The organism is Modestobacter versicolor (assembly GCF_041028285.1).
Lineage (GTDB): Bacteria > Actinomycetota > Actinomycetes > Mycobacteriales > Geodermatophilaceae > Modestobacter > Modestobacter versicolor_A.
Genome location: NZ_JABGDB010000001.1, coordinates 588,795 through 610,977, shown reverse-complemented (window position 1 = coordinate 610,977; position 22,183 = coordinate 588,795). Strand labels below are relative to the sequence as shown.

Annotated in this window: 21 protein-coding genes; 13 read left to right on the top strand and 8 right to left on the bottom strand. The window is 75.7% G+C overall.

The annotated features are described in order from the left end of the window. Positions 1-18 precede the first annotated feature (18 nt). Both HL054_RS03140 and HL054_RS03135 read left to right on the top strand, forming a co-directional pair. Positions 19-693, top strand: a complete 675-nt coding sequence (locus tag HL054_RS03140; RefSeq protein WP_369137261.1) for a DUF429 domain-containing protein — start codon at positions 19-21, stop codon at positions 691-693. Then, the gene (locus HL054_RS03135; protein ID WP_369137260.1) at positions 690-1,457 is read left to right on the top strand and encodes an MBL fold metallo-hydrolase; all 768 of its coding nucleotides are present in this window, start codon (positions 690-692) and stop codon (positions 1,455-1,457) included. Before HL054_RS03140 ends, HL054_RS03135 begins: the two co-directional genes overlap by 4 nt. Before the next feature lie 27 nt (positions 1,458-1,484). Here the strand turns inward: HL054_RS03135 and HL054_RS03130 are convergent, their stop codons facing one another. After that, positions 1,485-2,252 carry an SDR family oxidoreductase gene (locus tag HL054_RS03130; protein ID WP_369137258.1) on the bottom strand — a complete coding sequence of 256 codons (768 nt, stop codon included), beginning with the start codon at positions 2,250-2,252 and terminating at the stop codon, positions 1,485-1,487. A 92-nt stretch (positions 2,253-2,344) separates the two neighbouring features. Beyond that, positions 2,345-3,010: a mycothiol-dependent nitroreductase Rv2466c family protein gene (locus HL054_RS03125; RefSeq protein WP_369137256.1), complete on the bottom strand. Its 666-nt coding sequence runs from the start codon at positions 3,008-3,010 to the stop codon at positions 2,345-2,347. Positions 3,011-3,169: 159 nt separating this feature from the next. Between HL054_RS03125 and pepN the strand changes: the two genes are divergently transcribed. Then, complete coding sequence (gene pepN / locus HL054_RS03120) at positions 3,170-5,719, top strand: aminopeptidase N (RefSeq protein ID WP_369137255.1); 2,550 nt, start codon at positions 3,170-3,172, stop codon at positions 5,717-5,719. A gap of 180 nt (positions 5,720-5,899) precedes the next feature. On the opposite strand, the gene HL054_RS03115 is transcribed toward pepN, so the two are convergent. The 3 genes from HL054_RS03115 to HL054_RS03105 all read right to left on the bottom strand — a co-directional run bounded on the left by HL054_RS03115 (position 5,900) and on the right by HL054_RS03105 (position 8,215). Continuing rightward, positions 5,900-6,346: a DUF5130 family protein gene (locus HL054_RS03115; RefSeq protein WP_369137254.1), complete on the bottom strand. Its 447-nt coding sequence runs from the start codon at positions 6,344-6,346 to the stop codon at positions 5,900-5,902. A gap of 67 nt (positions 6,347-6,413) precedes the next feature. Beyond that, on the bottom strand, positions 6,414-6,743 hold the full coding sequence (ctaJ, locus tag HL054_RS03110; protein WP_369137252.1) for an aa3-type cytochrome oxidase subunit CtaJ: 330 nt from the start codon (positions 6,741-6,743) through the stop codon (positions 6,414-6,416). A gap of 41 nt (positions 6,744-6,784) precedes the next feature. Continuing rightward, positions 6,785-8,215, bottom strand: coding sequence for an amidase (locus tag HL054_RS03105; RefSeq protein ID WP_369137251.1), 1,431 nt, complete (start codon positions 8,213-8,215; stop codon positions 6,785-6,787). Between the two features lie 36 nt (positions 8,216-8,251). Between HL054_RS03105 and kynU the strand changes: the two genes are divergently transcribed. Beyond that, positions 8,252-9,505: a kynureninase gene (gene kynU / locus HL054_RS03100; RefSeq protein WP_369137250.1), complete on the top strand. Its 1,254-nt coding sequence runs from the start codon at positions 8,252-8,254 to the stop codon at positions 9,503-9,505. 1 nt (position 9,506) lies between these two features. On the opposite strand, the gene HL054_RS03095 is transcribed toward kynU, so the two are convergent. Next, complete coding sequence (locus HL054_RS03095) at positions 9,507-10,376, bottom strand: SCO6745 family protein (protein WP_369137249.1); 870 nt, start codon at positions 10,374-10,376, stop codon at positions 9,507-9,509. A gap of 9 nt (positions 10,377-10,385) precedes the next feature. Beyond that, positions 10,386-10,994, bottom strand: coding sequence for an HNH endonuclease (locus HL054_RS03090; RefSeq protein WP_440347910.1), 609 nt, complete (start codon positions 10,992-10,994; stop codon positions 10,386-10,388). A 122-nt stretch (positions 10,995-11,116) separates the two neighbouring features. Here HL054_RS03090 and HL054_RS03085 point away from each other — a divergent pair, with 122 nt between their 5' ends. The 5 genes from HL054_RS03085 (at position 11,117) to HL054_RS03065 (ending at position 18,515) form a co-directional block, all read left to right on the top strand. Beyond that, the gene (locus tag HL054_RS03085) at positions 11,117-13,195 is read left to right on the top strand and encodes a prolyl oligopeptidase family serine peptidase (protein ID WP_369137248.1); all 2,079 of its coding nucleotides are present in this window, start codon (positions 11,117-11,119) and stop codon (positions 13,193-13,195) included. A 240-nt stretch (positions 13,196-13,435) separates the two neighbouring features. Then, entirely contained in the window at positions 13,436-14,791 is a 1,356-nt protein-coding gene (locus HL054_RS03080) for an MFS transporter (protein ID WP_369137967.1), read from the top strand. Continuing rightward, the gene (locus HL054_RS03075; RefSeq protein WP_369137247.1) at positions 14,788-15,213 is read left to right on the top strand and encodes a globin; all 426 of its coding nucleotides are present in this window, start codon (positions 14,788-14,790) and stop codon (positions 15,211-15,213) included. Before HL054_RS03080 ends, HL054_RS03075 begins: the two co-directional genes overlap by 4 nt. 33 nt (positions 15,214-15,246) lie before the next feature. Beyond that, positions 15,247-16,833: a glycoside hydrolase family 13 protein gene (locus HL054_RS03070; RefSeq protein ID WP_369137966.1), complete on the top strand. Its 1,587-nt coding sequence runs from the start codon at positions 15,247-15,249 to the stop codon at positions 16,831-16,833. A gap of 155 nt (positions 16,834-16,988) precedes the next feature. Further along, entirely contained in the window at positions 16,989-18,515 is a 1,527-nt protein-coding gene (locus tag HL054_RS03065; protein ID WP_369137245.1) for an ATP-binding cassette domain-containing protein, read from the top strand. A 148-nt stretch (positions 18,516-18,663) separates the two neighbouring features. Here HL054_RS03065 and HL054_RS03060 read toward each other — a convergent pair whose 3' ends face one another. Continuing rightward, positions 18,664-19,032, bottom strand: coding sequence for a hypothetical protein (locus HL054_RS03060; RefSeq protein ID WP_369137244.1), 369 nt, complete (start codon positions 19,030-19,032; stop codon positions 18,664-18,666). A 539-nt stretch (positions 19,033-19,571) separates the two neighbouring features. Here HL054_RS03060 and HL054_RS03055 point away from each other — a divergent pair. From HL054_RS03055 to HL054_RS03040, 4 genes are read left to right on the top strand one after another with little or no spacing between them, the layout of a single operon-like run. Then, on the top strand, positions 19,572-20,135 hold the full coding sequence (locus tag HL054_RS03055) for a biotin transporter BioY (protein ID WP_369137242.1): 564 nt from the start codon (positions 19,572-19,574) through the stop codon (positions 20,133-20,135). Continuing rightward, positions 20,132-20,872, top strand: a complete 741-nt coding sequence (locus tag HL054_RS03050; RefSeq protein ID WP_369137241.1) for an energy-coupling factor ABC transporter ATP-binding protein — start codon at positions 20,132-20,134, stop codon at positions 20,870-20,872. Before HL054_RS03055 ends, HL054_RS03050 begins: the two co-directional genes overlap by 4 nt. Continuing rightward, on the top strand, positions 20,869-21,528 hold the full coding sequence (locus HL054_RS03045; protein ID WP_369137239.1) for an energy-coupling factor transporter transmembrane component T family protein: 660 nt from the start codon (positions 20,869-20,871) through the stop codon (positions 21,526-21,528). Before HL054_RS03050 ends, HL054_RS03045 begins: the two co-directional genes overlap by 4 nt. Beyond that, on the top strand, positions 21,525-22,058 hold the full coding sequence (locus HL054_RS03040) for an MOSC domain-containing protein (RefSeq protein ID WP_369137238.1): 534 nt from the start codon (positions 21,525-21,527) through the stop codon (positions 22,056-22,058). Before HL054_RS03045 ends, HL054_RS03040 begins: the two co-directional genes overlap by 4 nt. Positions 22,059-22,183: the final 125 nt, after the last annotated feature.

Sequence of the window (22,183 nt, the reverse complement as noted above, 5' to 3'; positions counted from 1 at the left end):
AGGTGGCAGGCTGGCCCGGTGGCGGTGCTCGGGGTGGACGGCTGGCGCGGGGCGTGGGTCGGCGCGCGGCTGGACGGCCGCACCGTGCAGCTGCTGGCGCTCCCCGACGTCGCGGCGGTGCTGGCGCTCCCGGACGTCACGGTCATCGGCATCGACATGCCGATCGGGCTGTCCGAGGACGGCGTCCGGGCATGCGACGTCGCCGCCCGTCAGCTGCTGCGGTCCACCGGGGCCGCGAGCTCGGTCTTCCCCGCTCCCGTGCGCGCCGTCCTCGCCGCCGCCGACCACGCCGAGGCGCGGGCGCTGAGCCGCGCGGCGGCCGGCGGGCGGGCGCCGTCCGCGCAGACGTTCATGCTGGCCGCGGCCATCCGGGACCTGGACGACGCCCTCGGCGAGCCACCGGTCGACCGGGTGGTGGAGGTGCACCCAAAGCTCGCCTTCCGCTGCGGGCTGGGCGGCGTCACCGACCGCAAGGGCACCGCCCGCGGCACGGTGCAGCGGCTGCGGGCGCTGCGCGCGGTGATGGACGTCGAGGACGCGCTCGCCGACGCCCCGGCCGGCGTCCCGGCGGTCGACGCGCTGGACGCCTGCGCCGCGGCGTGGTCGGCGCAGCGGCTGGCCGCCGGCACCGCGGACCGCGTGGGCGACGGGACGACGGACTCCCGCGGCCGGCCGATGCGGATCTGCTGGTGACCGCGGGCTGGCAGGAGGTCGGCGACCGGGTGTTCGTCCGGCGGCACCGCGAGCTGGACCTCAACTGCGGGCTGGTCGTCGGCGACGGGGCGTGCCTGGTGGTGGACACCCGGTCGCACCTGGGCGAGGGCCGGGCGCTGGCCGAGGCGGTCCGCTCCGTGACCCCGCACCCGTGGTCGGTGGTGAACACCCACGCCCACTACGACCACTGCTTCGGCAACGCCGCCTTCCGGCCGGCCGACGTGTGGGCGCACCGGGGCTGCGCCGCCGAGCTGGCCGCGACCGCCGACCAGCAGCGGGCCGACGTCGTCGCGGCGCTGCTCGCCGAGGGCGACCCGGCTGCCGAGCTCGTCGCCGAGCTGGTGGCGACCACCCCGCTGGACCTGCCCGACCGGCTGGTGGACGACGCCATCACGCTCGACGTCGGTGGCCGCCCGGTCGCGCTGCGGCACCTGGGCCGCGGGCACACCGGTGCCGACCTCGTCGTCGCCGTGGACGACGTCCTCTTCGCCGGCGACCTGGTCGAGGAGGGCTCGCCGCCGGCGATGGAGGACGCCTTCCCGCTGGAGTGGGCGGGCACGCTGACCGAGCTGCTGGCCCTCGCCCGTGGTCCGGTCGTGCCGGGGCACGGCGCGGTGGTGGACGCCGCGTTCGTCGCGGCCCAGCGCGACGAGCTGGTCGGGCTGGCCCGGTGGCTGACCGACCCGGCCGCCGACCCGCCGTTCGACGGGCGGACCCGGGCCATCGCCCGGACCCGGCTCTGACCCGCTCCTGACCCGCTCCCCGACCCGCTACGCCAGCCGGCGGACCAGCGGCAGCGGCAGCACCCGCAGCAGCCCGGCCACCGGGCGCCACGGCCACTCCGGCACGTAGGCCCGCACCGGCTCGCGCTCGATCGCCGCGACGAGCGCGTCGACGCCGGTCTGCAGGTCGACGGTGAACGGGCCTCGGCGGCCGACGTTGATGTCGGTCTCGATGAACCCGGGGTGCACCGTCGTCACCGCGATCGACCGGGTCCTGCGGTCGCCCAGCAGGTCGGCGCGGATGCCCTCGGCGAGGACGGCGTCCGCGGCCTTGGACGTCGCGTAGGCGGTGCGGGTGCCGCCCATGCCGCGCACGCCGGCGACGGAGGACACCACGACGAGGTGGCCGGCGCCCTGGGCGCGGAACAGCGCGACCGCCGCCTCGCAGCTCGCGTGGGTGCCCAGCACGTTGGTGACCAGCACCTGCCGGTTCGGCCGCGGGTCGCCGCTGCCGACCGGGGCGCCCTTGCCGAGGCCGGCGTTGGCGATGAACCGGTCGATGCCGCCGAGCTCGGCGGCCAGCCGCGGGACGACGTCCGCGACCGCCGCCGGGTCGTCGACGTCCAGGGCACCGACCACGACCCGGACGCCGGGGTGCCGGGCCAGCAGCTCGGCCCGCAGCTCCGCGAGGCGGTCCACCCGCCGGGCGACCAGCGCGAGGTCGCGGCCGCGGGCGGCGAAGGCGCGGGCCATGCCCTGGCCGAGGCCGGCGCTGGCGCCGGTGATGAAGATCCGCTGGCGGACGGGGTGCGGCACCCGGTCAGGATGCCGCACTCCTCCCGCCCCCACGGAGATGGCCGTCTTCGTCCCGTCTCAGGCCGCGGAGACGGCCGTCTTCGCGGCGGAGGTCATCGGCTGCCGGTCAGCTCCAGGGCGTCGGCCGGGACCGAGGACATGTCCGGGCCCGCGGTGCGGGTGCGCTTGAGCTCCCAGAAGTCCGGCAGGTTGGCCAGCAGGACGGCGCCGTCGAAGGCCTTGCCGGCGTCCTCACCGGTGGGCACCTTGCTGATCACCGGGCCGAAGAAGGCCACCCCGTCGATGTGCATGACCGGGGTGCCGACGTCGTCGCCGACGGGGTCCATGCCCGCGTGGTGGCTGGCCTCCAGCGCCTCGTCGTACTCGGTGGAGCCGGCGGCCTCGGCCAGCTCGGCCGGCAGGCCGACCCGCTCCAGCGCCGGCGCGATGAGGTCGGGCAGCTCGACGTCCTCGTGGTGGCGCAACGTGCCCATCGCGGTGTAGAGGTCGCCGAGGACGCCGTCGCCGTGCTGCTGCGCCGCCGCGATCGCCACCCGCACCGGGCCGATGGCCTGGGCCATCATCTCGCGGTACTCCTCGGGCAGCTCGCGGCCGCGGTTGAGCACCGACAGCGACATGACGTGCCAGTGCAGGTCGATGTCGCGGACCTTGGCGGCCTCCAGGACCCAGCGGCTGGTGAGCCAGGCCCAGGGACACAGCGGGTCGAACCAGAAGTCGACGCGGGCCTTCGTGGGGGCGCTCTGCACTGCCTCGGTCATGGGTGCTCCTCGGGTGTCGTCGGTGCTGCCGGGCGGGCCGATCGGGCGCGGCCCGGGTCGTCTGGGGCCAGCAAGTCCGGCCGCCGTCCGGTTGTTCCCACGGCGGCTGCGGGGCACACCGCGGCAGGGGCGTCGCACCCGCATGGGAAGCTCCGTGCCGTGGCAGTCCCCAACCTGACCCGTGACGACGCCGCGGCACGCGCCGCGCTGCTGGCCGTCTCCAGCTACGACCTCTTCCTGGACGTGACCGACGGCCAGGGGCATCCCGGCGTGGAGACGTTCCGCTCGGTCACCACCATCAGCTTCACCGCCCGGACGCCGGGCGCCTCGACCTTCGTCGACCTGGTCGCCGAGCGGGTCCGCTCCGCCACGTTGAACGGCGTCGAGCTGGACGTGAGCGGCTACACCGAGGAGGGCGGCCTGGTCCTGCCCGAGCTGGCCGCGACCAACGAGCTCGTGGTCGACGCCGACTGCCGGTACTCACGCACCGGCGAGGGCCTGCACCGGTTCGTCGACCCGGAGGACGAGCAGGTCTACCTGTACACGCACTTCGAGCCGGCCGAGGCCAAGCGGATGTTCGCCTGCTTCGACCAGCCCGACCTCAAGGCGACGTTCACCGTGCACGTCACCGCGCCGTTCGACTGGCAGGTCGTCAGCAACACCGGCGACCGCACGATCGAGGCCGGCGAGGCCGGGTCGCAGCTGGTGCACTTCACCCCGACCAAGCGGATCTCCACCTACCTGGTCGCCCTGGTCGCCGGCCCGTACGCGCGGGTCACCGACCTGCACGACGGCATCCCGCTGGGCATCTACTGCCGGGCGTCGCTGGCCCGGTACCTGGACCCGGACGAGATCTTCGCCGTCACCAAGGCCGGCTTCGACTTCTACCACCGGGTCTTCGACTACCCGTACCCGTTCGACAAGTACGACCAGCTCTTCGTGCCCGAGTTCAACGCCGGGGCGATGGAGAACGCCGGGGCGGTCACCTTCCTGGAGGACTACGTCTTCCGGTCCAAGACCAGCCGGGCGCGGTACGAGCGGCGTGCGGAGACGATCCTGCACGAGCTGGCGCACATGTGGTTCGGCGACCTGGTGACCATGCGCTGGTGGGACGACCTGTGGCTCAACGAGTCCTTCGCCACCTACATCTCCACGCTGTGCCAGTCCGAGGCGACCGAGTACACGACGGCCTGGACGACGTTCGCCAACACCGAGAAGTCCTGGGCCTACGCGCAGGACCAGCTGCCCTCGACCCACCCGATCGCCGCGGACATGGTCGACGTCGCCGCGGTCGAGGTGAACTTCGACGGCATCACCTACGCCAAGGGCGCCTCGGTGCTCAAGCAGCTGGTCGCCTACGTCGGGCAGGACGCGTTCCTGGCCGGCGTGCAGCGTTACTTCCGCAAGCACGAGTACGGCAACACCACCCTCGACGACCTGCTCGGCGAGCTGTCCGCGGCCTCGGGCCGCGACCTGTCCGACTGGTCGGCGCAGTGGCTGCAGACCAGCCAGGTCAACACCCTGCGCCCGGTGTACTCCCTGGACGACGACGGCCGGTACAGCTCCTTCGCGATCGAGCAGACCGCCGTCGCCGCGCACCCGGTGCTCCGCCGGCACCGGCTGGCGGTCGGCCTGTACACCGACGGCCCCGACGGGCTGACCCGCTCGCACCGGGTCGAGCTGGACGTCGACGGTGCGCGCACCGAGGTCGCCGAGCTGGTCGGCCACCCCTCTGCAGCTCTCGTCCTGGTCAACGACGACGACCTGACCTACGCCAAGCTGCGGCTCGACGAGCGCTCGCTGGCCACGCTGCGCACCCGGATCGGCGCGCTCCCCGACTCCCTCCCCCGGGCGCTGTGCTGGTCCGCGGCCTGGGACATGACCCGCGACGGCGAGCTGCCGGCCCGCGAGTGGGTGCAGCTGGTGCTCACCGGCGTCGACGCCGAGACCGAGATCAGCGTCGTCCAGTCGCTGCTGGCCCGGGTGCAGTCGGCGCTGGCCGCCTACGCCGACCCGGCCTGGGCGCCGACCGGCTGGGCGCAGCTGGGCGACAAGGCGCTGGCCGCGCTGCAGACCGCGGAGCCCGGCAGCGACGCGCAGCTGCAGTGGTCCCGCACGCTGGCCGCCGCCTCGCGCACCGACGAGCACGTCGCCGCGCTGCGCGGCCTGCTCGACGGCTCGTTCACCGTCGAGGGCCTGACCGTCGACACCGACGCCCGCTGGGCGTTCCTGCACGGCCTGGTGGCCGTCGGGGCGGCCGGGGACGCCGAGATCGACGCGGAGTCCGAGCGGGACGCCACCGCGACCGGTGCCCGCCGCGCCGCGACCGCCCGGGCGCTGCGACCCACGGCGGAGTCCAAGGCCGAGACCTGGGAGCGGGCGTTCACCGACGAGTCGATCCCGAACGCCGTGCACGAGGCGATGGTCGCCGGCTTCTGGCACCCCGCCCAGCAGCAGCTGACCGCGCCCTACGTGGAGCGGTACTTCGCCGACATCGGCGGCATGTGGGAGCGGCGTCCGGGCGAGATCGCCAAGAACGCCGTCGAGTACCTGTTCCCGAAGGTGATCGACGAGAGCACGCTCGCCGCGGCCGACGCCTGGCTGGCCGCCGACGACGTCCCGGCACCGCTGCGCCGGCTGGTCAGCGAGGGCCGCGACGGCGTCGCCCGCGCGCTGTGGGCCCGCAAGCGGGACGCCGCCGCCGGCTGACCGGTTCTCCGGACTTCGATCAGGTCCCCTGATCGAAAGCCGTCCTCCCGCACCAGCGTTGGTGCGGGAGGACGGCCTTTGATCAGGTGACCTGATCCAAAGCCAGCCCGCCGACCCGGGCGAGCGCGGACGCAGCGAGGCCCCCCGTCACCCGGTGGGTGACGGGGCCTCGCCGGTTCGTCAGTGCGTGCGGCGGGACGGGTGGCCGGCGGCGTCGGACATCTGCCGCAGCCCGTTCACGATCGCGCCGACCAGGTCGCCGGAGCCGAGCCGGCTGGTCATCGACAGCACCGCCAGCGCGCAGGCCCGGTCGGGCAGCCGGCGGGCGGCGGTGGCGCCGGTGACGATCTCCAGCACCCGCTGCCCCGGCGAGAGCGCCACGAGCACGCTGTTGGCGGTGTCCCCGCCGGAGCGGGCGTGCAGCTCCTCGGCGGCGGCCCGGGTGTCCGCGGCCAGCTCGCCGATGTAGACGGTGAAGCGCAGGCCGGTCTCGCGGGAGGACATGGTCAGCGCCTCGTCCAGCCGCGCCAGGTCCTGGTAGCTGAACGGGCCGTTGCCGGACTCGTCGACGACCGAACCGGAGGTGTCGGAGGTCGACGTCCCGCGGGTGTCGAGCTGCTGGCTCATCGGGGCAGGGCCTCCGGAGGACGACGGGGCGGAGGAGGAGTCGGAGTACGCGGTGCTCACGGCGCCGTCACCAGGTCCCGCGGGCGCCGCCGGCGGCGGTCCGGCGGGGGGCGTCGGCGGCGTGCGGCTCGTGCGGGCGCTGGCCGATGGCCAGCGCCGCGGCGGTCGCGCCCAGCCGCGGGGCGGCGTGGTCGTCGCCGTGGTCCGAGCCGTGGCTCGCACCCGCCGAGGTGTCCGGGTGCGGCTCCCACCAGACCGGCGCCGCCGTCCAGGGCTGGCCGGGGCGGTACTTGGTCCGCTGCTGGCCACGGCCGGGGAGGATCGTCACCGCCGCGAAGAGCAGGAACACCACCAGCGGGATGACGCCGTAGATGAGCACGGTCTCGATCACGGACATGGCGGCAATCTACCGGGACGTCGGTGCCGCGGCCCGGCAGGTCACCAGACGCCGGGGTGGCGGTGTGCCCAGGGGCGGGCCGCCTCCAGCTGCGCGGACAGCGAGATGAGCGTGGCCTCGTCGGCCGGACGCCCGACCAGCATGGTGCCGACGGGCAGCCCGGACGCCGTCCACCACAGCGGGACGCTGACCGCGGGCTGCCCGGTGACGTTGTAGACGGCCGGGAAGGCGGCGTAGCGCTTCTGCCGCTCGAAGTCCTCGGGGCCGTCGTCGCCGAACCAGCCGACCGGCCGCGGCGTCGTCGTGCAGATCGGGGCGAGCAGGACGTCGTAGCCGCTGGTCGCCTGGATGAACCGGCGGGCGAACAGCCGCAGCGTGAACATCGCCTCCATGGCGTCCCGGGCCGACAGCGCCAGCCCCCGCTCGCGCAGGAAGCGGGTGAGCGGCCGCAGGTGCGGCACCGCGGCCTCCGGCACCGGCAGCGTGGTGGCCGACAGCGCCCACACCACCTCGAACGACGGGAAGATCGCCTCGGTGGGCGGCCCGGCGGGCAGGTCCTCGACCTCGTGGCCGAGCCCGGCCAGCAGGGCCGAGGCGTCCTCGTAGGCCGCCAGCACCTCCGGGTCCAGCTCCGCGCCGGGCATGCCGGGGTCCAGGTAGCGGCCGATCCGGAGCGTGCCCGGCGTGCGGTCGGCGTGGCCGAGGAACGTCTCGCCGGCCGGCAGCGGCGCCGCCCAGAACGGGTCGCCGGTCACCGGTCCGGCCATCGCGTCCAGCATCGCGGCGGCGTCCCGCACGGTGCGCGCCAGCGGCCCCTGGACCCCGAGCGCGGTCGCCTCCGAGGCGTAGGGGCCGTTGCTCACCCGGCCACGGCTGGGCTTGATGCCGAACAGGCCGTTGATGCCGGCCGGGATGCGGATCGACCCGCCGCCGTCAGAGCCCTGGGCGAAGGGCAGCAGCCCGGCGGCGACCGCGGCGGCCGCGCCTCCGCTGGAGCCACCGGCCAGCAGGGAGGTGTCCCAGGGGCAGCGGGCGGGGCCGACCAGGTCGTTGTCGGTGTAGCAGGGGAAGCCGAACTCGGGGGTGTTGGTCTTGCCCAGGCTGATGGTCCCAGCGGCGGCCAGGGCGGTGACCACGGCGTCGTCCACGTCGGGCACGAACTCGGCGAGCACCCGCGAGCCGAACGTCGTCCGCACGCCGGCGGTGTTGTTCAGGTCCTTGATCGCGGTCGGGACGCCGTGCAGCGGCGGCAGCTCGGCGCCTCCCACGACCGCCTGGTCGGCCCGCGCGGCGGCTGCCCGCGCCCGGTCGGCGGTGACGGTGATGAAGGCGCCGATCCCTGGGTCCAGCGCCTCGATCCGGCTCAGCGCGTGCTCGACCAGCTCTGTCGGGCTCACCTGGCGTGCCCGCACGGCCGAGGCCTGCTCGAGCGCGGTCAGGTCGTGCAGCTGGGTGCCGGTCGAGGAGGTCACGGCCGGGGACGCTAGCGGCTGCGAGAGCATGGCGCCGTGGACCTCTCCCGCGCTGCGGCCGCCGCCCTCGACGACGCCGACCCGCTGGCCGGCTTCCGCTCCCGCTTCGCCGGGGTGGACGACGGCCTGCTGTACATGGACGGCAACTCGCTGGGCCGGCTGCCGGTGGAGACGCCGGCCGCGGTCGCCCGGGTGGTCGAGGAGGAGTGGGGTCGCGGGCTGGTCGGCTCCTGGAGCAGCTGGGTCGAGCAGTCCCGCCGGATCGGCGACGTGCTGGCCGCCGGCGTGCTGGGCGCCCGCCCCGGCGAGGTGCTGGTCGCCGACACGACGAGCGTCGACCTCTACAAGCTGCTGGTCGCCGGCGCCGACGCCCGCCCGGGCCGCGACGTGCTGGTCTGCTGCGCTGACGACTTCCCGACCGACCGGTACATCGTCGCCGGGGTCGCCCAGGCGCGCGGCATGACGGTCCGCGAGGTGGACGCGCACATCGACACCGGCCTCGACCTCGACGTGCTGACCGCGGCGCTGGACGAGCGGGTCGCCGTGGTGGTGCTGTCCCAGGTCGCCTACCGCTCCGGTGCGCTGGTCGACCTCGCCGAGGTGACCCGGCTGGCCCGGGACGCCGGCGCTCTCGTCCTGTGGGACCTCAGCCACGCGGCGGGCGCGGTGCCCGCCGACCTCACCGCGGCCGGCGCCGACCTGGCCGTCGGCTGCACCTACAAGTACCTCAACGGCGGCCCGGGGGCGCCGGCGTTCCTCTACGTGCGGCAGGAGCTGCAGGAGCAGCTGCGCCAGCCGATCTGGGGCTGGTTCGGCCAGCGCGACCAGTTCGACATGGGCACGGCGTACGACCCGGCCGACGGCGTGGACCGGTTCGCCGTCGGCACTCCCCCGGTGGTCGCCATGGCCGCCGTCGAGGTCGGCGCCCGGCTGACCGCGGAGGCCGGCATCGGGCGGCTGGCCGCCAAGGGCCAGGCGCTGACCGGCCTGCTGGTCGCGCTGGCCGACGCGTGGCTGGCCGGAGACGGCGTGACCGTCGCCTCACCGCGGGAGGCCGCCCGACGGGGGTCGCACGTCAGCCTCGCCCACCCGCAGGCCTGGCAGCTGACCCAGGCGCTGGTCGACCGCGGCGTCGTCCCCGACTTCCGGACGCCGGACCGGCTGCGGCTCGGCCCGGCGCCGCTGTACACCCGGTTCGTCGACGTCTGGGACGCGATGGACCGGCTCCGCACGGTGCTCGCCGAGGGCGCGCACCACGGCTACCCGACCGCGCGCCGCCGGGTCACCTGAGTCAGGACGGCGGCTCGGGGACGCCGATCGGGTTGTGGGCCGGCCAGTCGCCGATCGCCACGACGGCGTGCCGCACCGGTACCAGCAGCTCGGCCAGGCGGTCGCAGCCGGCGGCGCCGAGCGCCGCCCACGGTCCGCGCGCCAGCCGGTCGGTGTCGTCCTCCACGGCCGCCCGGACGGCGATCCCGTCGGCGGTGAGCGCTCCCCCGGCGAGCAGGCCGCGGGCGGTCAGCGCGTCGGCGGCCACCGTCCATTCCGCCGGCGACCAGCCGCGGGCCCGCTGCAGCCACTCCGCGTCGCTCACGCCGGCCGCCGCGGCGAGCACCAGGGCGGGCAGCCCCAGCAGGTCGCGCTGCAGCAGCGTCGCCAGGTGGCCGTCGCCGCGGTGCTCCCGCAGCGTCGTCAGCGCCTGCCACAGCGCCAGGTGCGGCCGGTCCGGCTCCGGCAGCGTCGCGTTCGCCGCGGCCAGCGGCCGCCCCGGCAGGTCGACCGCCTCCGCCGCCCGCCGGGCCAGCGCGGCCGCCTCGGCCGCGTCCGCCGAGCCGGCCCAGCCGGGCAGCGCCCGCTGCACGGCGGCGTCGACCCCGGCCAGCCGGGCGGCCAGCGCCTGCTCCGGCGAGGTCGTCGTCCAGATGCCCGGGACCCGCCGGGCCACGAACGCCGGCGCGAAGGAGGCGAAGGTCGCCGTCACCACCGCCAGCCCGACGGCGCCCAGCGGCGCGGCCCGCCCGGCGAAGTAACCCGCCCAGAACCCGTGCAGGCCGGCGGCGCCGAAGGCCACCCGCGCCTCGTCGGCGAAGTAGGTCAGCGCGTGGAACGGCTCGGCCAGCGCCCAGAGGCGCCGGACGTCAGGCGCCGGGTCGCCGGTCACGGGGCCGCCTCAGGCGCTGACGGACTCGGGCATGCCCAGCCACTCCCGCCACCGCGGGTCGACCGTGCGGTGCCCCAGCAGCCGCCAGGCCGCGCCGCTGGGCGCACCGGGCGGGTGCGGGAGCGACCAGCCCATCTCGGCCAGCGACCGGTCGGCCTTGGTGTGGTTGCACCGCCGACAGGCCGCCACCACGTTGTCCCAGGTGTGGGTGCCGCCGCGGCTGCGCGGCACCACGTGGTCGATGCTCGTCGCCGACCCGCCGCAGTACACGCAGGTGGACCCGTCCCGGGTGAAGACGGCGCGGCGGGACAGCGGGACGGTGACCGGGTAGGGCACCCGGACGTACCGGGTCAGCCGGACCACGATCGGCACGGCCAGGGTGAGCCGCTCGGCGTGCACCTCGGCGTCGGTGACGTCGACGGCCTCGGCCTTGGCGGCCAGGACGAGCACGATCGCGCGGCGGCTGGAGACCACGCACAACGGCTCGTAGGTGGCGTTGAGCAGCAGGGTCGCCCCGGTCATGACCGTCGCCGGGGCAGGCGCAGGGGCGAGCGAGAGGTCGTGGCGGGCGCTGGCGTGGGCCGGCGCGGACGACGACCCGAGTGCGGTGATCGACACGGGACACCTCCGACTGCCCGTGGCCACCGACGGCTTCGACAGCCCACAGGCACCCTCATCCTGCACTGTCGCCGTGTGGTACGGGACGTCGACCGGTCGGTGCCCACGGATACGGTCGGTCCGTGCGCTACCCCGAAGCCCCCCGCCTGGACCTGGTCGAGGACCTGCACGGCCACTCGGTCGCCGACCCCTACCGGTGGCTGGAGGACGCCGACGACCCCCGGACGGCGGCCTGGGCCGCCGCGCAGGACGACCTCGCCGCCGGGCTGCTCGCCGGCCTGCCGGGCCGGCCCGCCTTCGCCGCGCAGCTGACCGAGCTCGTCCGGTCCGGCGCGGTCGGCCTGCCGGTGTGGCGCCACGGCCGGGCCTTCTCGACCCGCCGCGACCCCGGCCAGGAGCACGCGGTGCTGCGGGTGACCGAGCCCGACGGCACCGTGCGGGTGCTCGTCGACCCGATGGCGCTGGACCCGGCCGGCACCACCACGCTGGACGCCTGGTCGCCGTCGTGGGAGGGCGACCGGCTGGCCTACCAGGTGTCGGTCGGTGGCGACGAGGAGTCGCAGCTGTTCGTGCTGGACGTGGGCACCGGTGAGCTGCTCGAGGGCCCGGTCGACCGCTGCCGCTACTCCCCCGTCGCCTGGCTGCCGGGCGGGGAGGAGCTGTTCTACGTCCGGCGGCTCGCGCCGGAGCTGGTGCCGGCCGGCGAGCAGCAGTTCCACCGCCGGGTGTGGCGCCACCGGGTGGGCAGCGACCCGGACGCCGACGTCCTGGTCCACGGCGAGGGCAGCGACGCGGCCACCTACTTCGGCGCCCGCACCAGCGCCGACGGCCGCTGGCTGGTCGTCTCCGCGTCCGTGGGCACCGCCCCGCGGGACGACGTCTGGCTGGCCGACCTGGCCGGGGACGGCGTCCTCCGCGAGCTGCAGGTCGGGGTGGACGCCCAGCTCACCGCCTGGGTGCCGCGCGACGGCCGGCTGTGGCTGCACACCGACCGGGACGCCCCCCGCAGCCGGCTGGTGGTGGCCGACCCGGCCGACCCGGCCACCTGGGCGCCGTCGGCGTGGCAGGAGGTCGTCCCGCAGCAGCCCGACGGCGTGCTCTCCGACCTCGCCCTGGTCGACGGCCCGGACGGCGGCGTGCAGGTGCTCGCCGTGCACGCCGTCGACGCCACCGACCGGCTCTCGCTGTGGGCGGCGGACGGCTCCGGCCGGCTGGCCCAGGTGACCGACCTGCGGCCCGGCAGCGTGTCCGGGGTGAGCGCGCCGCCGGAGGGCGGGACGACGGCCTGGGTCGGGTTCACCGACTACGCGACCCCGCCCTCGGTGCTGCGCTGGGACACCGCCGACCCGGCCGCGCTCACCTCCCACGAGCAGGCCCCCGTCGCCGGCGCCGTCCCGGCCCTGCAGGTGCTGGAGACGCACGCGACCTCGCCCGACGGGACGCCGGTCCACCTGTTCGTGCTCTCCGGGACCGGCACGCCGGACACCCCGCGGCCGACCGTGCTCTACGGCTACGGCGGCTTCAACGTCTCCCTCACGCCCGCCTACAGCGCCCAGGCGCTGGCCTGGGTCGCCGCCGGCGGGGTGTGGGTGGTGGCCAACCTGCGGGGCGGCTCCGAGCACGGCGAGGAGTGGCACCGGGCCGGCATGCGCGAGCGCAAGCAGAACGTGTTCGACGACTTCGCCGCCGCGGCCGGGCACCTGGTCGCCGGGGGCTGGACGACGCCGGCCCAGCTGGCGGTGATGGGCGGCTCCAACGGCGGGCTGCTCGTCGGCGCGATGACCACCCAGCACCCCGACCTCGTCGCCGCCGTGGTGTGCAGCGCGCCGCTGCTGGACATGGTCCGGTACGAGCTGTTCGGCCTGGGGCGCACCTGGAACGACGAGTACGGCACGGCGGCCGATCCGACCGAGCTCGGCTGGCTGCTGGGCTACTCGCCCTACCACCGGGTGGTCGAGGGGACCGGCTACCCGGCGGTGCTGTTCACGACGTTCGAGTCCGACACCCGGGTCGACCCGCTGCACGCCCGCAAGCTGGCCGCGGCGCTCCAGCACGCCACCAGCGCCGAGGCGCCGATCGTGCTGCGCCGCGAGCTGTCGGTGGGCCACGGCGCGCGGGCGGTGAGCCGCACCGTCGGGCTGGCCGCCGACCAGCTGGCCTTCCTGGCGGCGCACACCGGGCTGACCCCACCGGCCGCGTGAGGACGGCCCCGGCGGCCCGTCACGGGGAGCGACGACGCCCTGACCGGGGCGTTTGCCCGGGGCCGCCGGACACCAGGGAAGGGTGGACACCACGCGTCGCGGCACCAGGGGTGGTCGACCGGCACCCACTCCAGGTGCAACACTCCCCGCCATGAACTGCGCACAGGCGGTGATCACGAGACCGTCCGGTCTCGCGCGGCGCCACCGGCTGCGCAGCCGTCCCCGCCCCCGCGCCGCTGTCTGCGCGGGTCCGTCCTGAGCGGCCACCCAGCCGGACGACGCGCGTCGTCCGGCCGCCCGGCCACGTTCAGCGAGGTCTTCTCGGTCCGCGAGTTCCGCCCGCTCTTCGGTTCCTACCTGCTGTCCACGGTCGGCGACGAGCTGGCCCGGGTGGCGCTGACCGTCCTGGTCTACCAGCGGACGAACTCGGCCCTGCTGTCCGCGGTCACCTTCGCCATCAGCTACCTGCCCTGGCTGCTGGGCGGCCCGGTGCTGGCCTCGCTGGCCGACCGGTTCCCCCGGCACCGGGTGCTCATCGCCAGCGACGTCACCCGCGCCCTGCTCGTGGCGCTGATGGCGGTGCCGGGCGTGCCGATGCCGGTGCTGCTGGGTCTGCTGCTGGCCGTCTCGTTGTGCGCACCACCGTTCGAGGCCGCCCGGTCGGCGCTGATGGCCGACGTCCTGCACGGGGACCGGTACGCCGTGGCCACCGCGCTCACCGGCATCACCGCGCAGGTCTCCCAGCTGTTCGGGTTCGTGGTCGGCGGTGCGCTGCTGGTCAGCTTCTCCCCCTCGGTCGCGCTGCTGATCAACGCGGCCACGTTCGCGGTGTCCGCGGTGTGGCTCGCGGTGCGGCTGCGCGCCCGGCCGGCGCCGGTGCCCGACGCGGGCGACGGGATCGACGGCTCGCTGTGGGCGGCCACCCGCAGCGGCGTGCGGCTCATCGCGGCCGCGCCCCGGCTGCGCGCCATCGTCGGCCTGACCTGGGTGGCCGCGCTGTTCGTGAACGCCCCGGAGGGCATCGCCACGCCGCTGGCGCTGCAGGTCCAGGGCACGCTCGCCGCCACCGGGCTGCTGCTGGCCGCGAACCCGGCCGGCACCGCGGTGGGCGGCCTGGTCATCGGCCGGTTCTGCCCGCCGCACGTCCGCGACCGGCTGCTCGCCCCGCTGCTGGCGCTGTCGCTGGTCGGGGTGCTGCTGGCCGGGCTGGTGCCGTTGGTGCTCGACCGCGGCACCGCCGCCTACGCCGCGGTGCTCGTCCTGCTGTTCCTGGCCGGCATCGGCGGCGCCTGCAGCATCCCGCTCAACGTCGCGTTCGTGCAGGCGGTGCCCAGCGCCTACCGGGGGCGGGCGTTCGGGGTCGCCGGCGCCGGTCTCGCCGGCGTGCAGGGGCTCGGCGTCGTCCTGGCCGGGCTGGGCGCGGAGGTGCTCCGGCCGGCGACGGTGGTCGCCCTCTGCGGCGCCCTGGGCCTGCTCGCCGTGGTCGGTCCGCTGGTCGCGCTGCGCCGGGCGCCGCTCCCGGTCGCCGCCGCCGGCGGAGGAGATCCTGCCCACGTGGCCCCGGTGTCCCGGGCTGAGGGACGATCGGTGGCATGAGCCAGTCGCTGCCGTCGGCGCGCACCTTCTACGACGAGATCGGTGGCGAACCGACGTTCCGCGCCCTCGTCGCGCGCTTCTACGCCGGGGTGCGCGAGGACCCGGTGCTCCGGCCGATGTACCCGGCCGACGACTGGGCCGGCGCGGAGACCCGGCTGCTGATGTTCCTGGAGCAGTACTGGGGCGGTCCGCGGACCTACTCCGAGCAGCGCGGCCACCCCCGGCTGCGGATGCGGCACGCGCCCTTCGCGATCGACGACCTGGCCCGGGACGCCTGGCTGACCCACATGCGGGCCGCGGTCGACTCCCTGGAGCTGCCCGCCGAGCAGGACGCGACGTTGTGGGGTTACCTGGAGATGGCGGCCCGCAGCATGCAGAACCGTTGGCCCGACGAGGCCGGCGGCACGCTCGGAGCCCACTGACCCCGCGCCGACCCACCGCCCAGGGAGCCTCCGCTGAGCCAGCACCCGACCACCCTGCCCGCCGCGAGCGCCACCTGGTGGCGGGACGCCGTCTTCTACCAGGTCTACGTCCGGAGCTTCGCCGACGAGACCGGTGACGGCGTCGGTGACCTGGCCGGCATCCGGTCCCGGCTGCCCTACCTGTCCGACCTGGGTGTCGACGCGCTGTGGATCACGCCGTTCTACCCCTCCCCGATGGCCGACCACGGCTACGACGTCGCCGACCCCCGCGGCGTCGAGCCGGTCTTCGGCGACCTGCCAGGCTTCGACGCGCTGCTCGCCGACGCCCACGCGCTGGGCATCCGGGTGACCATCGACCTGGTCCCCAACCACAGCTCGCACGACCACGAGTGGTTCCAGGAGGCGCTGGCGTCCCCGCCGGGCTCGCCGGCGCGGGGCCGCTACCTGTTCCGGGACGGGCGCGGACCGGACGGCAGCGAGCCGCCGAACAACTGGCCCTCGGTGTTCGGCGGACCGGCCTGGACCCGGGTCGCCGACGGGCAGTGGTACCTGCACCTGTTCGCACCCGAGCAGCCGGACCTGGACTACACGAACCCCGAGGTCGTCGCCGACCTCGAGGAGACGCTGCACTTCTGGCTGGACCGGGGAGTGGACGGCTTCCGGATCGACGTCGCGCACGGCATGGCCAAGCCGGCCGGCCTGCCGGACATGGTCCCGGTCGAGGACACCGGGCTGTTCGCCGACGACGGCCCGGGCGACCTGCGCTTCGACCAGGACCAGGTGCACCTGCTGCACCGGCGGGTGCGCGCGGTGCTCGACCAGTACCCCGACCGGATGGCGGTCGGCGAGGTGTGGGTCTTCGACGACGAGCGGCTGGCCCAGTACCTCCGGGACGACGAGCTGCACCTGGCCTTCAACTTCCGGCTGCTGACCGCCGAGTGGGACCCGGCCGAGCTGCGGACGGCGGTGGAGCACTCGCTGGCCACGGTGGCCTCGACCCCGGCCCCGGCCTGCTGGGTGCTGTCCAACCACGACCGGCCGCGGCACGTCACCCGCTACGGCGGCGGCGAGGTGGGCACCCGGCGGGCGCGGGCCGCGGCGCTGCTGCAGCTGGCCCTGCCCGGGGTCGCCTACGTCTACAACGGCGACGAGCTCGGCATGCCCGACGTCGACCTGCCCGACGAGGTGCTGCAGGACCCGATCTGGGAGCGCTCCGGGCACACCGAGCGCGGCCGGGACGGCTGCCGGGTCCCGGTGCCGTGGTCGGGTGACCAGCCGCCCTACGGGTTCTCCACCACCGCCGGCACCTGGCTGCCCATGCCGGCCGGCTGGGGCCCGCTCTCCGCCGAGGCGCAGGCCGGCGACCCCGGCTCGATGCTGTCGCTGTACCGGGACGCCCTCCGCCTGCGGCGCAGCTCCCCGGCCTTCGACGGCGACGGTCTCGAGTGGCTGCCGGCGCCCGACGGGTGCCTGGTGTTCCGCCGCCCCGGCGGGCTGGTCTGCCTGCTCAACCTGTCCGGCGCCCCGGTGCCGCTGCCGGAGGGGCAGGTGCTGCTGGCCAGCGACCCGGTCTCCGACGGGCAGGTGCCGGTGGACGGCGCCGTCTGGCTGGCCGCCTGACCACTGCCGTCCCCACCGTCCGCAGACCGCCTCTCGGGAGGCGGACTCCCCCGCGGCAGGTAGCATCGCCGTAGTTACACAGCGTCGCGGGGGACGCTGGGACCACTGTCCGCCGACCCGAGTCGGGGACCCTCTCGACGGAGGTTCGCCCGCCCATGACGCTGCTGCAGGTCGAAGCCCTGACGAAGTCCTTCGGGGCCCGCCGGGTCCTGCGTGACGTCTCCTTCAGCCTCGACGAGGGCGAGGTAGTGGGGCTCGTCGGGACCAACGGCGCCGGCAAGTCGACCCTCGGCGACATCCTCGCCGGCATCACCGCGGCCGACTCCGGCGCGATGACCCTGCAGGGCCACCCCTACGCCCCCCTGTCGGCTGCCGACGCCCGGCACCTCGGCGTCGGCGTGGTCGAGCAGCTGGTCCGGATCGACCCGGGCCTGACCGTCGCGCAGGCGGTGTTCCGCGGGACGCCACAGGCCGGCCGGCCGCAGGCGGAGCTGGCCCGGCAGGCCCAGGTGCTGCTCAACGAGGTCGCGTTCGACGTCGACCCGGACACCCTGGTCGGCGAGCTGCCGCACTTCGTGCACGGCGTGGTCGAGATCGCCCGGGTGCTCGCCGAGGACACCCGGCTGGTGGTGCTGGACGAGGTGTCGGCCGCGCTGCTGCCGGTCGAGGTCACCGGGCTGCACGCGGTCACCGCACGGCTCAGCCGGCAGGGCCGCGGCGTGCTCTACATCAGCCACCGGCTGCCGGAGATGCTGGCGGTGGTCGACCGGGTGCTGGTGCTGCGCGACGGCCGCATCGCCCTGGACACCCCGGCCGAGGCGATGGACCCGGTGCGGCTGGCCGCCGAGACCGTGGGCGAGCCGGTGCTGCCCACGCCCCGCGTGGTGCCCGCCCCGCCGAAGGCCCGTCCGGCGGTGCCGGCCACCGCCGGGGCGCAGCCGGCCCGGGCCGCGGAGGTGGTGCTGGAGGTCCGCAACCTGCGGGTGCCCGGCGCCGTCCAGGGCGTGGACCTCTCCGTCCGGCGGGGCGAGGTGATCGGGCTGACCGGGCACCGCTCCTCCGGCGTCGGCCAGATCGCCGACGCGCTGTCCGGCGAGCTGCCGGCCATCACCGACGAGCTCCTGCTGCACGGCGAGCCGCGGTCACTGGGCGACGGCTCGCTGCGGCTGCCCGCCTACCGCCCGGACGAGGACGCCTACGGCGTCGACCCCGGCGAGACCATCGCCCGCACGCTCACCCAGGAGCGTTGGGGCGCGGTGAGCGACATGCGCAAGGAGATCGCCACCCTCCGCGGGGTCATCCGCACCGTGCACCGGATGGACGTCAAGACGCTGAGCATCCGCACCGTCTTCGGCGCGCTGTCCGGCGGCGACCAGCACAAGCTGGCGCTCGCCCGGTGGATGGCCACGTCCGCCGAGGACGTCGTGGTGCTGCACGAGCCCACCCGCGGTCTCGACGTCCTCGCCCGGCAGCAGGTGCGCCGGATGCTGGACGACGCCACCGAGCGCGGGACGTCGGTCGTCGTCGTGTCGGTGGACCCCGACGAGCTGGCCGAGTGCTGCGACCGGGTCGGGATCGTCTCCGGCGGCCGGGTGGACCGGTGGATCGACACCAGCGGCCCGTCGCTGGACGCCGTCCGGGACCGGATCGCCGAGGCCACCAGCGCCCCCAGCGCCGCCTGACCCGGCGCCGCAGGGTCCTGCCCCGCCGGCGCCCGTCGGTCCCGCGACGCCGCGCGGGCCGACACCTCCCCCGACCCCCGTCCACGGGAGGTGCCGGCCCGGCGCACCGCGGGCGCCCCTGCTGCCGTCACGGCAGCGGGGTCGTCGGTCAGACCGCGACGCCCCCGGCGACGGCGCGCAGCTTGTGCCGGGCCAGCGCCAGGTTCGCCGTCACCCGGTTGAGCACCAGGTAGATGAACAGGCCGGAGTTGCCCGAGCCCTTGAGCACGTTGATCAGGTGGTACTGGCCCTGCAGCGTGATCAGGATGTCCTCGATCTCGTCCTTGAGCTCCAGGTCCGAGATCGTGCGGAGCTTGGCACGCACCACGTTGGAGTTGCCGGCCGCTGCGACGTTGAGGTCGAACCCGGGGGTGCCGCCGGCCGCGAGGGCCATGCCGCTGTCGATGTCGACGATGGCGGCGCCGCTGGCGCCGTCGATCGCGAGCAGGTCGGCGATGACGTTGTCGAGTTGTGCCACGGGTGGGGCTCCTGTCGTTCTCGGTGGGGGACGCAGCGGGGTGCTGCGCACCGGGTCGGGTGACCCGGGTCGATCGGCCGGACCGGGCGCCTCGGGCTGCACGGGGACCCGGGGCGGCGGAGCCGTCCCGTCGTGCGACGCACCGGCCGCGGCCGGGTGCTGGACCACATCGTCGTCGGCGGGGAGGGCGTCGGCACCGGGCGGCAGCGCGAGCCGGGAGCCGTCGGGCACCCGGTCCGGCCGCTGCCCGGACTCCGGGGAGTCGTGCTGCGGCAGGGGTCGCGTCCACGACCACAGCGATGCCCACCACCCGGTTGCCATGCCTTGTTTCCGCCTTCGCCGAGGGGCTCAGGACCTCCACACAACACGGGTCGGGCGGCACCAGCAAACCGGCCGGTGTACCTGCAGGTGAGCGGCCAGCCACCGACTGCGAGCACCCGGACGACCGGGTGGGCGACCGCGGCGACCGGGCGCTCGCCGCCTCCGGTACCTTCCGCGAGGGCGCCGGAGCCCTGCCCGCTGCCTGTGGAGGAGCCGCCGTGAAGACCCGTGACCTCGCGTACGTCGCCCTCTTCGCCGCGATCATCGCGGTGCTGGGCACCCTGCCCGCCGTCAACGTCGGCCCGGTGCCCATCACGGCGCAGACGCTGGGCGTCATGCTCGCCGGCAGCGTGCTGGGCGCCCGGCGCGGGTTCCTCGCCGTCCTGCTGTTCCTCGTGCTCGTCGCGATCGGGCTGCCCCTGCTGGCCAGCGGCGCCGGGGGCCTGGCGCCCTTCGCCGGGGCGTCGGCGGGCTACCTCTACAGCTGGCCGCTGGCCGCCGCCGTCGTCGGCTGGCTCACCGAGCGCACCTGGGACCGGTACAACGTCGCCGTCGGCATGCTGGCCAACGTGCTCGGCGGGATCGTGGTGGTCTACGCGGTCGGCGTGCCCGTGCTGAAGGTGGTCGCCGGCCTGCCGTGGGACACGGCGCTGTGGAGCGGCGCCGCCGTCTTCGTCCCCGGCGACCTGGTCAAGGCCTTCGCCGCGGCGACCATCGCCGACGTGGTGCGGCGCAGCTACCCGGTGATCGAGCGTCCGCGGCGGGCCGTCGGCGCCCGGTGAGGTTCCGTCGTCCCGGGGCGGTCGCCGCCGGAGCTGACGTCGCCGACCCCGGCCGCGGCATCGAGCTGCACGGCGTGGGGCACCGCTACGGCGACCGGGTCGTGCTCGACGGGATCGACCTCACCCTGACCGAGGGCCGGGTCGGCGTCGTCGGCGCCAACGGGTCGGGGAAGAGCACCTTCGCGCGGCTGCTCAACGGGCTGGTGGTGCCCACGGCCGGGCGGGTGCTCGTCGACGGGCTGGACACCAGCACCCAGGTGCGGGCGGTCCGCCGCCGGGTGGGCTTCGTGTTCCAGGACCCGGACGCGCAGATCGTGCACCCCACCGTCGCCGAGGACGTCGGCTACGGGCTGGAGAACCAGGGCGTGCCGGCCGAGGAGCGGGCCGTGCGGGTGGCCGAGGTGCTCGACCGGTACGGGCTGGCCGGGCACGCCGACCACCCGGCGCACCTGCTGTCGGGCGGGCAGAAGCAGCTGCTGGCGATCGCCGGGGTGCTGGTGATGCGGCCGGCCCGGATCGTCTTCGACGAGCCGACGACCCTGCTGGACCTGGTGAACGCGCGCCGGATCGCCGAGCTCATCACCGGCCTGGAGCAGCAGGTGGTGGTGGTGACCCACCAGCTCGACCTGCTCGACGGCTTCGACCGGGTGCTGGTGGTCGACTCCGGCCGGGTGGTCGAGGACGCCGACCCGCGGACGGCCGTGGCCGCCTACCGCAGCCTGATGGCCGACCGGTGACCCTCGCCCTCTACGTGCCGCGGAGCAGCGTGGTGCACCGGCTGCCGGCCGGGGTCAAGCTGCTGTGCCTGGCGGCCCTGGCCGTCGTGCTGTTCGCGCTGCCGACGCTGACCGCGGCCGGCGCGGCGCTGGCCGGGGTGCTCGCCGTGGGGCTGCTCGTGGCCCGGCTGCCGGTGGCCGTGCTGGCCCGGCAGGCCCGCGCCGTCCGGTGGTGGCTGCTCGCGCTGCTGGTGGTGCACGCGCTGACCAGCGACCTGCGCACCGGCTCGCACGTCGCGCTCCGGCTGCTGACGCTGGTGCTGGCGGCGGCGGTGGTGACCGCGACGACCCGGGTCGCCGAGATGGTGGCGGTCGTGGAGCGGTTGTGCGCCCCGCTGCGGCTGGTCGGCGTCCGCCCGGCGCGGGTCGGCCTGGCGATCACCATGGCGCTGCGGTTCATCCCGGTGCTGCTCGAGCGCACCGAGCGGATCCGGGCCGCCCAGGCCGCCCGCGGCGGTTCGCCGCGGGGCCTGCGCGCGCTGCGGACGACGGTCGCCCCGCTGCTGGTGCAGGTGCTGCAGATGGCCCACGACGTCAGCGAGGCGCTGGACGCCCGGGGCGCCGACGACGTCCCCCCGCCGCGCCGCCGGCGCCGCCCCACCCTGGAGGTCCCGTGACCCTGCTGGAGATCTGGCGCACCCGGACCGCGGCGGCGCCGATGGAGCGGGTACCCACCGCCCGGCTGCTGGCCGGCCGGGGGCTGGAGGGCGACCGGTACGCCCTGGGCGGCGGCACCTGGGCGCAGTACCCGGACCTGGAGAAGCAGCTGACGCTCGTCGACCGGGAGGACGTCGCGGCGGTGGCCGCCGAGGTCGGCGTGCCGCTCAGGACCGGCGACACCCGCCGCAACCTGGTCACCACGGGGGTCGACCTGCCCTCGCTGGTGGGCCGGTGGTTCGCCGTGGGCGACGCGCTGCTGTTCGGTATGAAGCGCTGCCCGCCGTGTGCGCACCTGGAGCGGCTCACCGGGGCGCGGCTGGTGAAGGCGATGGTGCGCCGCGGTGGCGTCAACGCCGCGGTGTTCGGCGGGGCGGTGGTCGCCGAGGGCGACGCCGTCCGGCTGGTGGACGACGCAGAGGCGGCTGGCCGCGGCGCCCCGGTGGGCGCCGACCGCCCGGTGCCCCGCATCGTCGCCCTCCCCGACTGAACCCCCACGCGGTTTCGCGCGTCTTCCCACACGCGGTTTCGCGCGTCTTCCCACACGCGGTTTCGCGCGCCTTCCCACACGCGGTTTCGCGCGCTCCCCACACGGTTTCGCGCGCCTTCCCACGC

Excerpts from the sequence above, each read along its gene's own strand:
- HL054_RS03125 (WP_369137256.1), bottom strand. The coding sequence starts at position 3,010 with ATGACCGAGGCAGTGCAGAGCGCCCCCACGAAGGCCCGCGTCGACTTC.
- HL054_RS03115 (WP_369137254.1), bottom strand. The coding sequence starts at position 6,346 with ATGAGCCAGCAGCTCGACACCCGCGGGACGTCGACCTCCGACACCTCC.
- ctaJ (WP_369137252.1), bottom strand. The coding sequence starts at position 6,743 with ATGTCCGTGATCGAGACCGTGCTCATCTACGGCGTCATCCCGCTGGTG.
- HL054_RS03075 (WP_369137247.1), top strand. The coding sequence starts at position 14,788 with ATGAGCCAGTCGCTGCCGTCGGCGCGCACCTTCTACGACGAGATCGGT.
- HL054_RS03065 (WP_369137245.1), top strand. The coding sequence starts at position 16,989 with ATGACGCTGCTGCAGGTCGAAGCCCTGACGAAGTCCTTCGGGGCCCGC.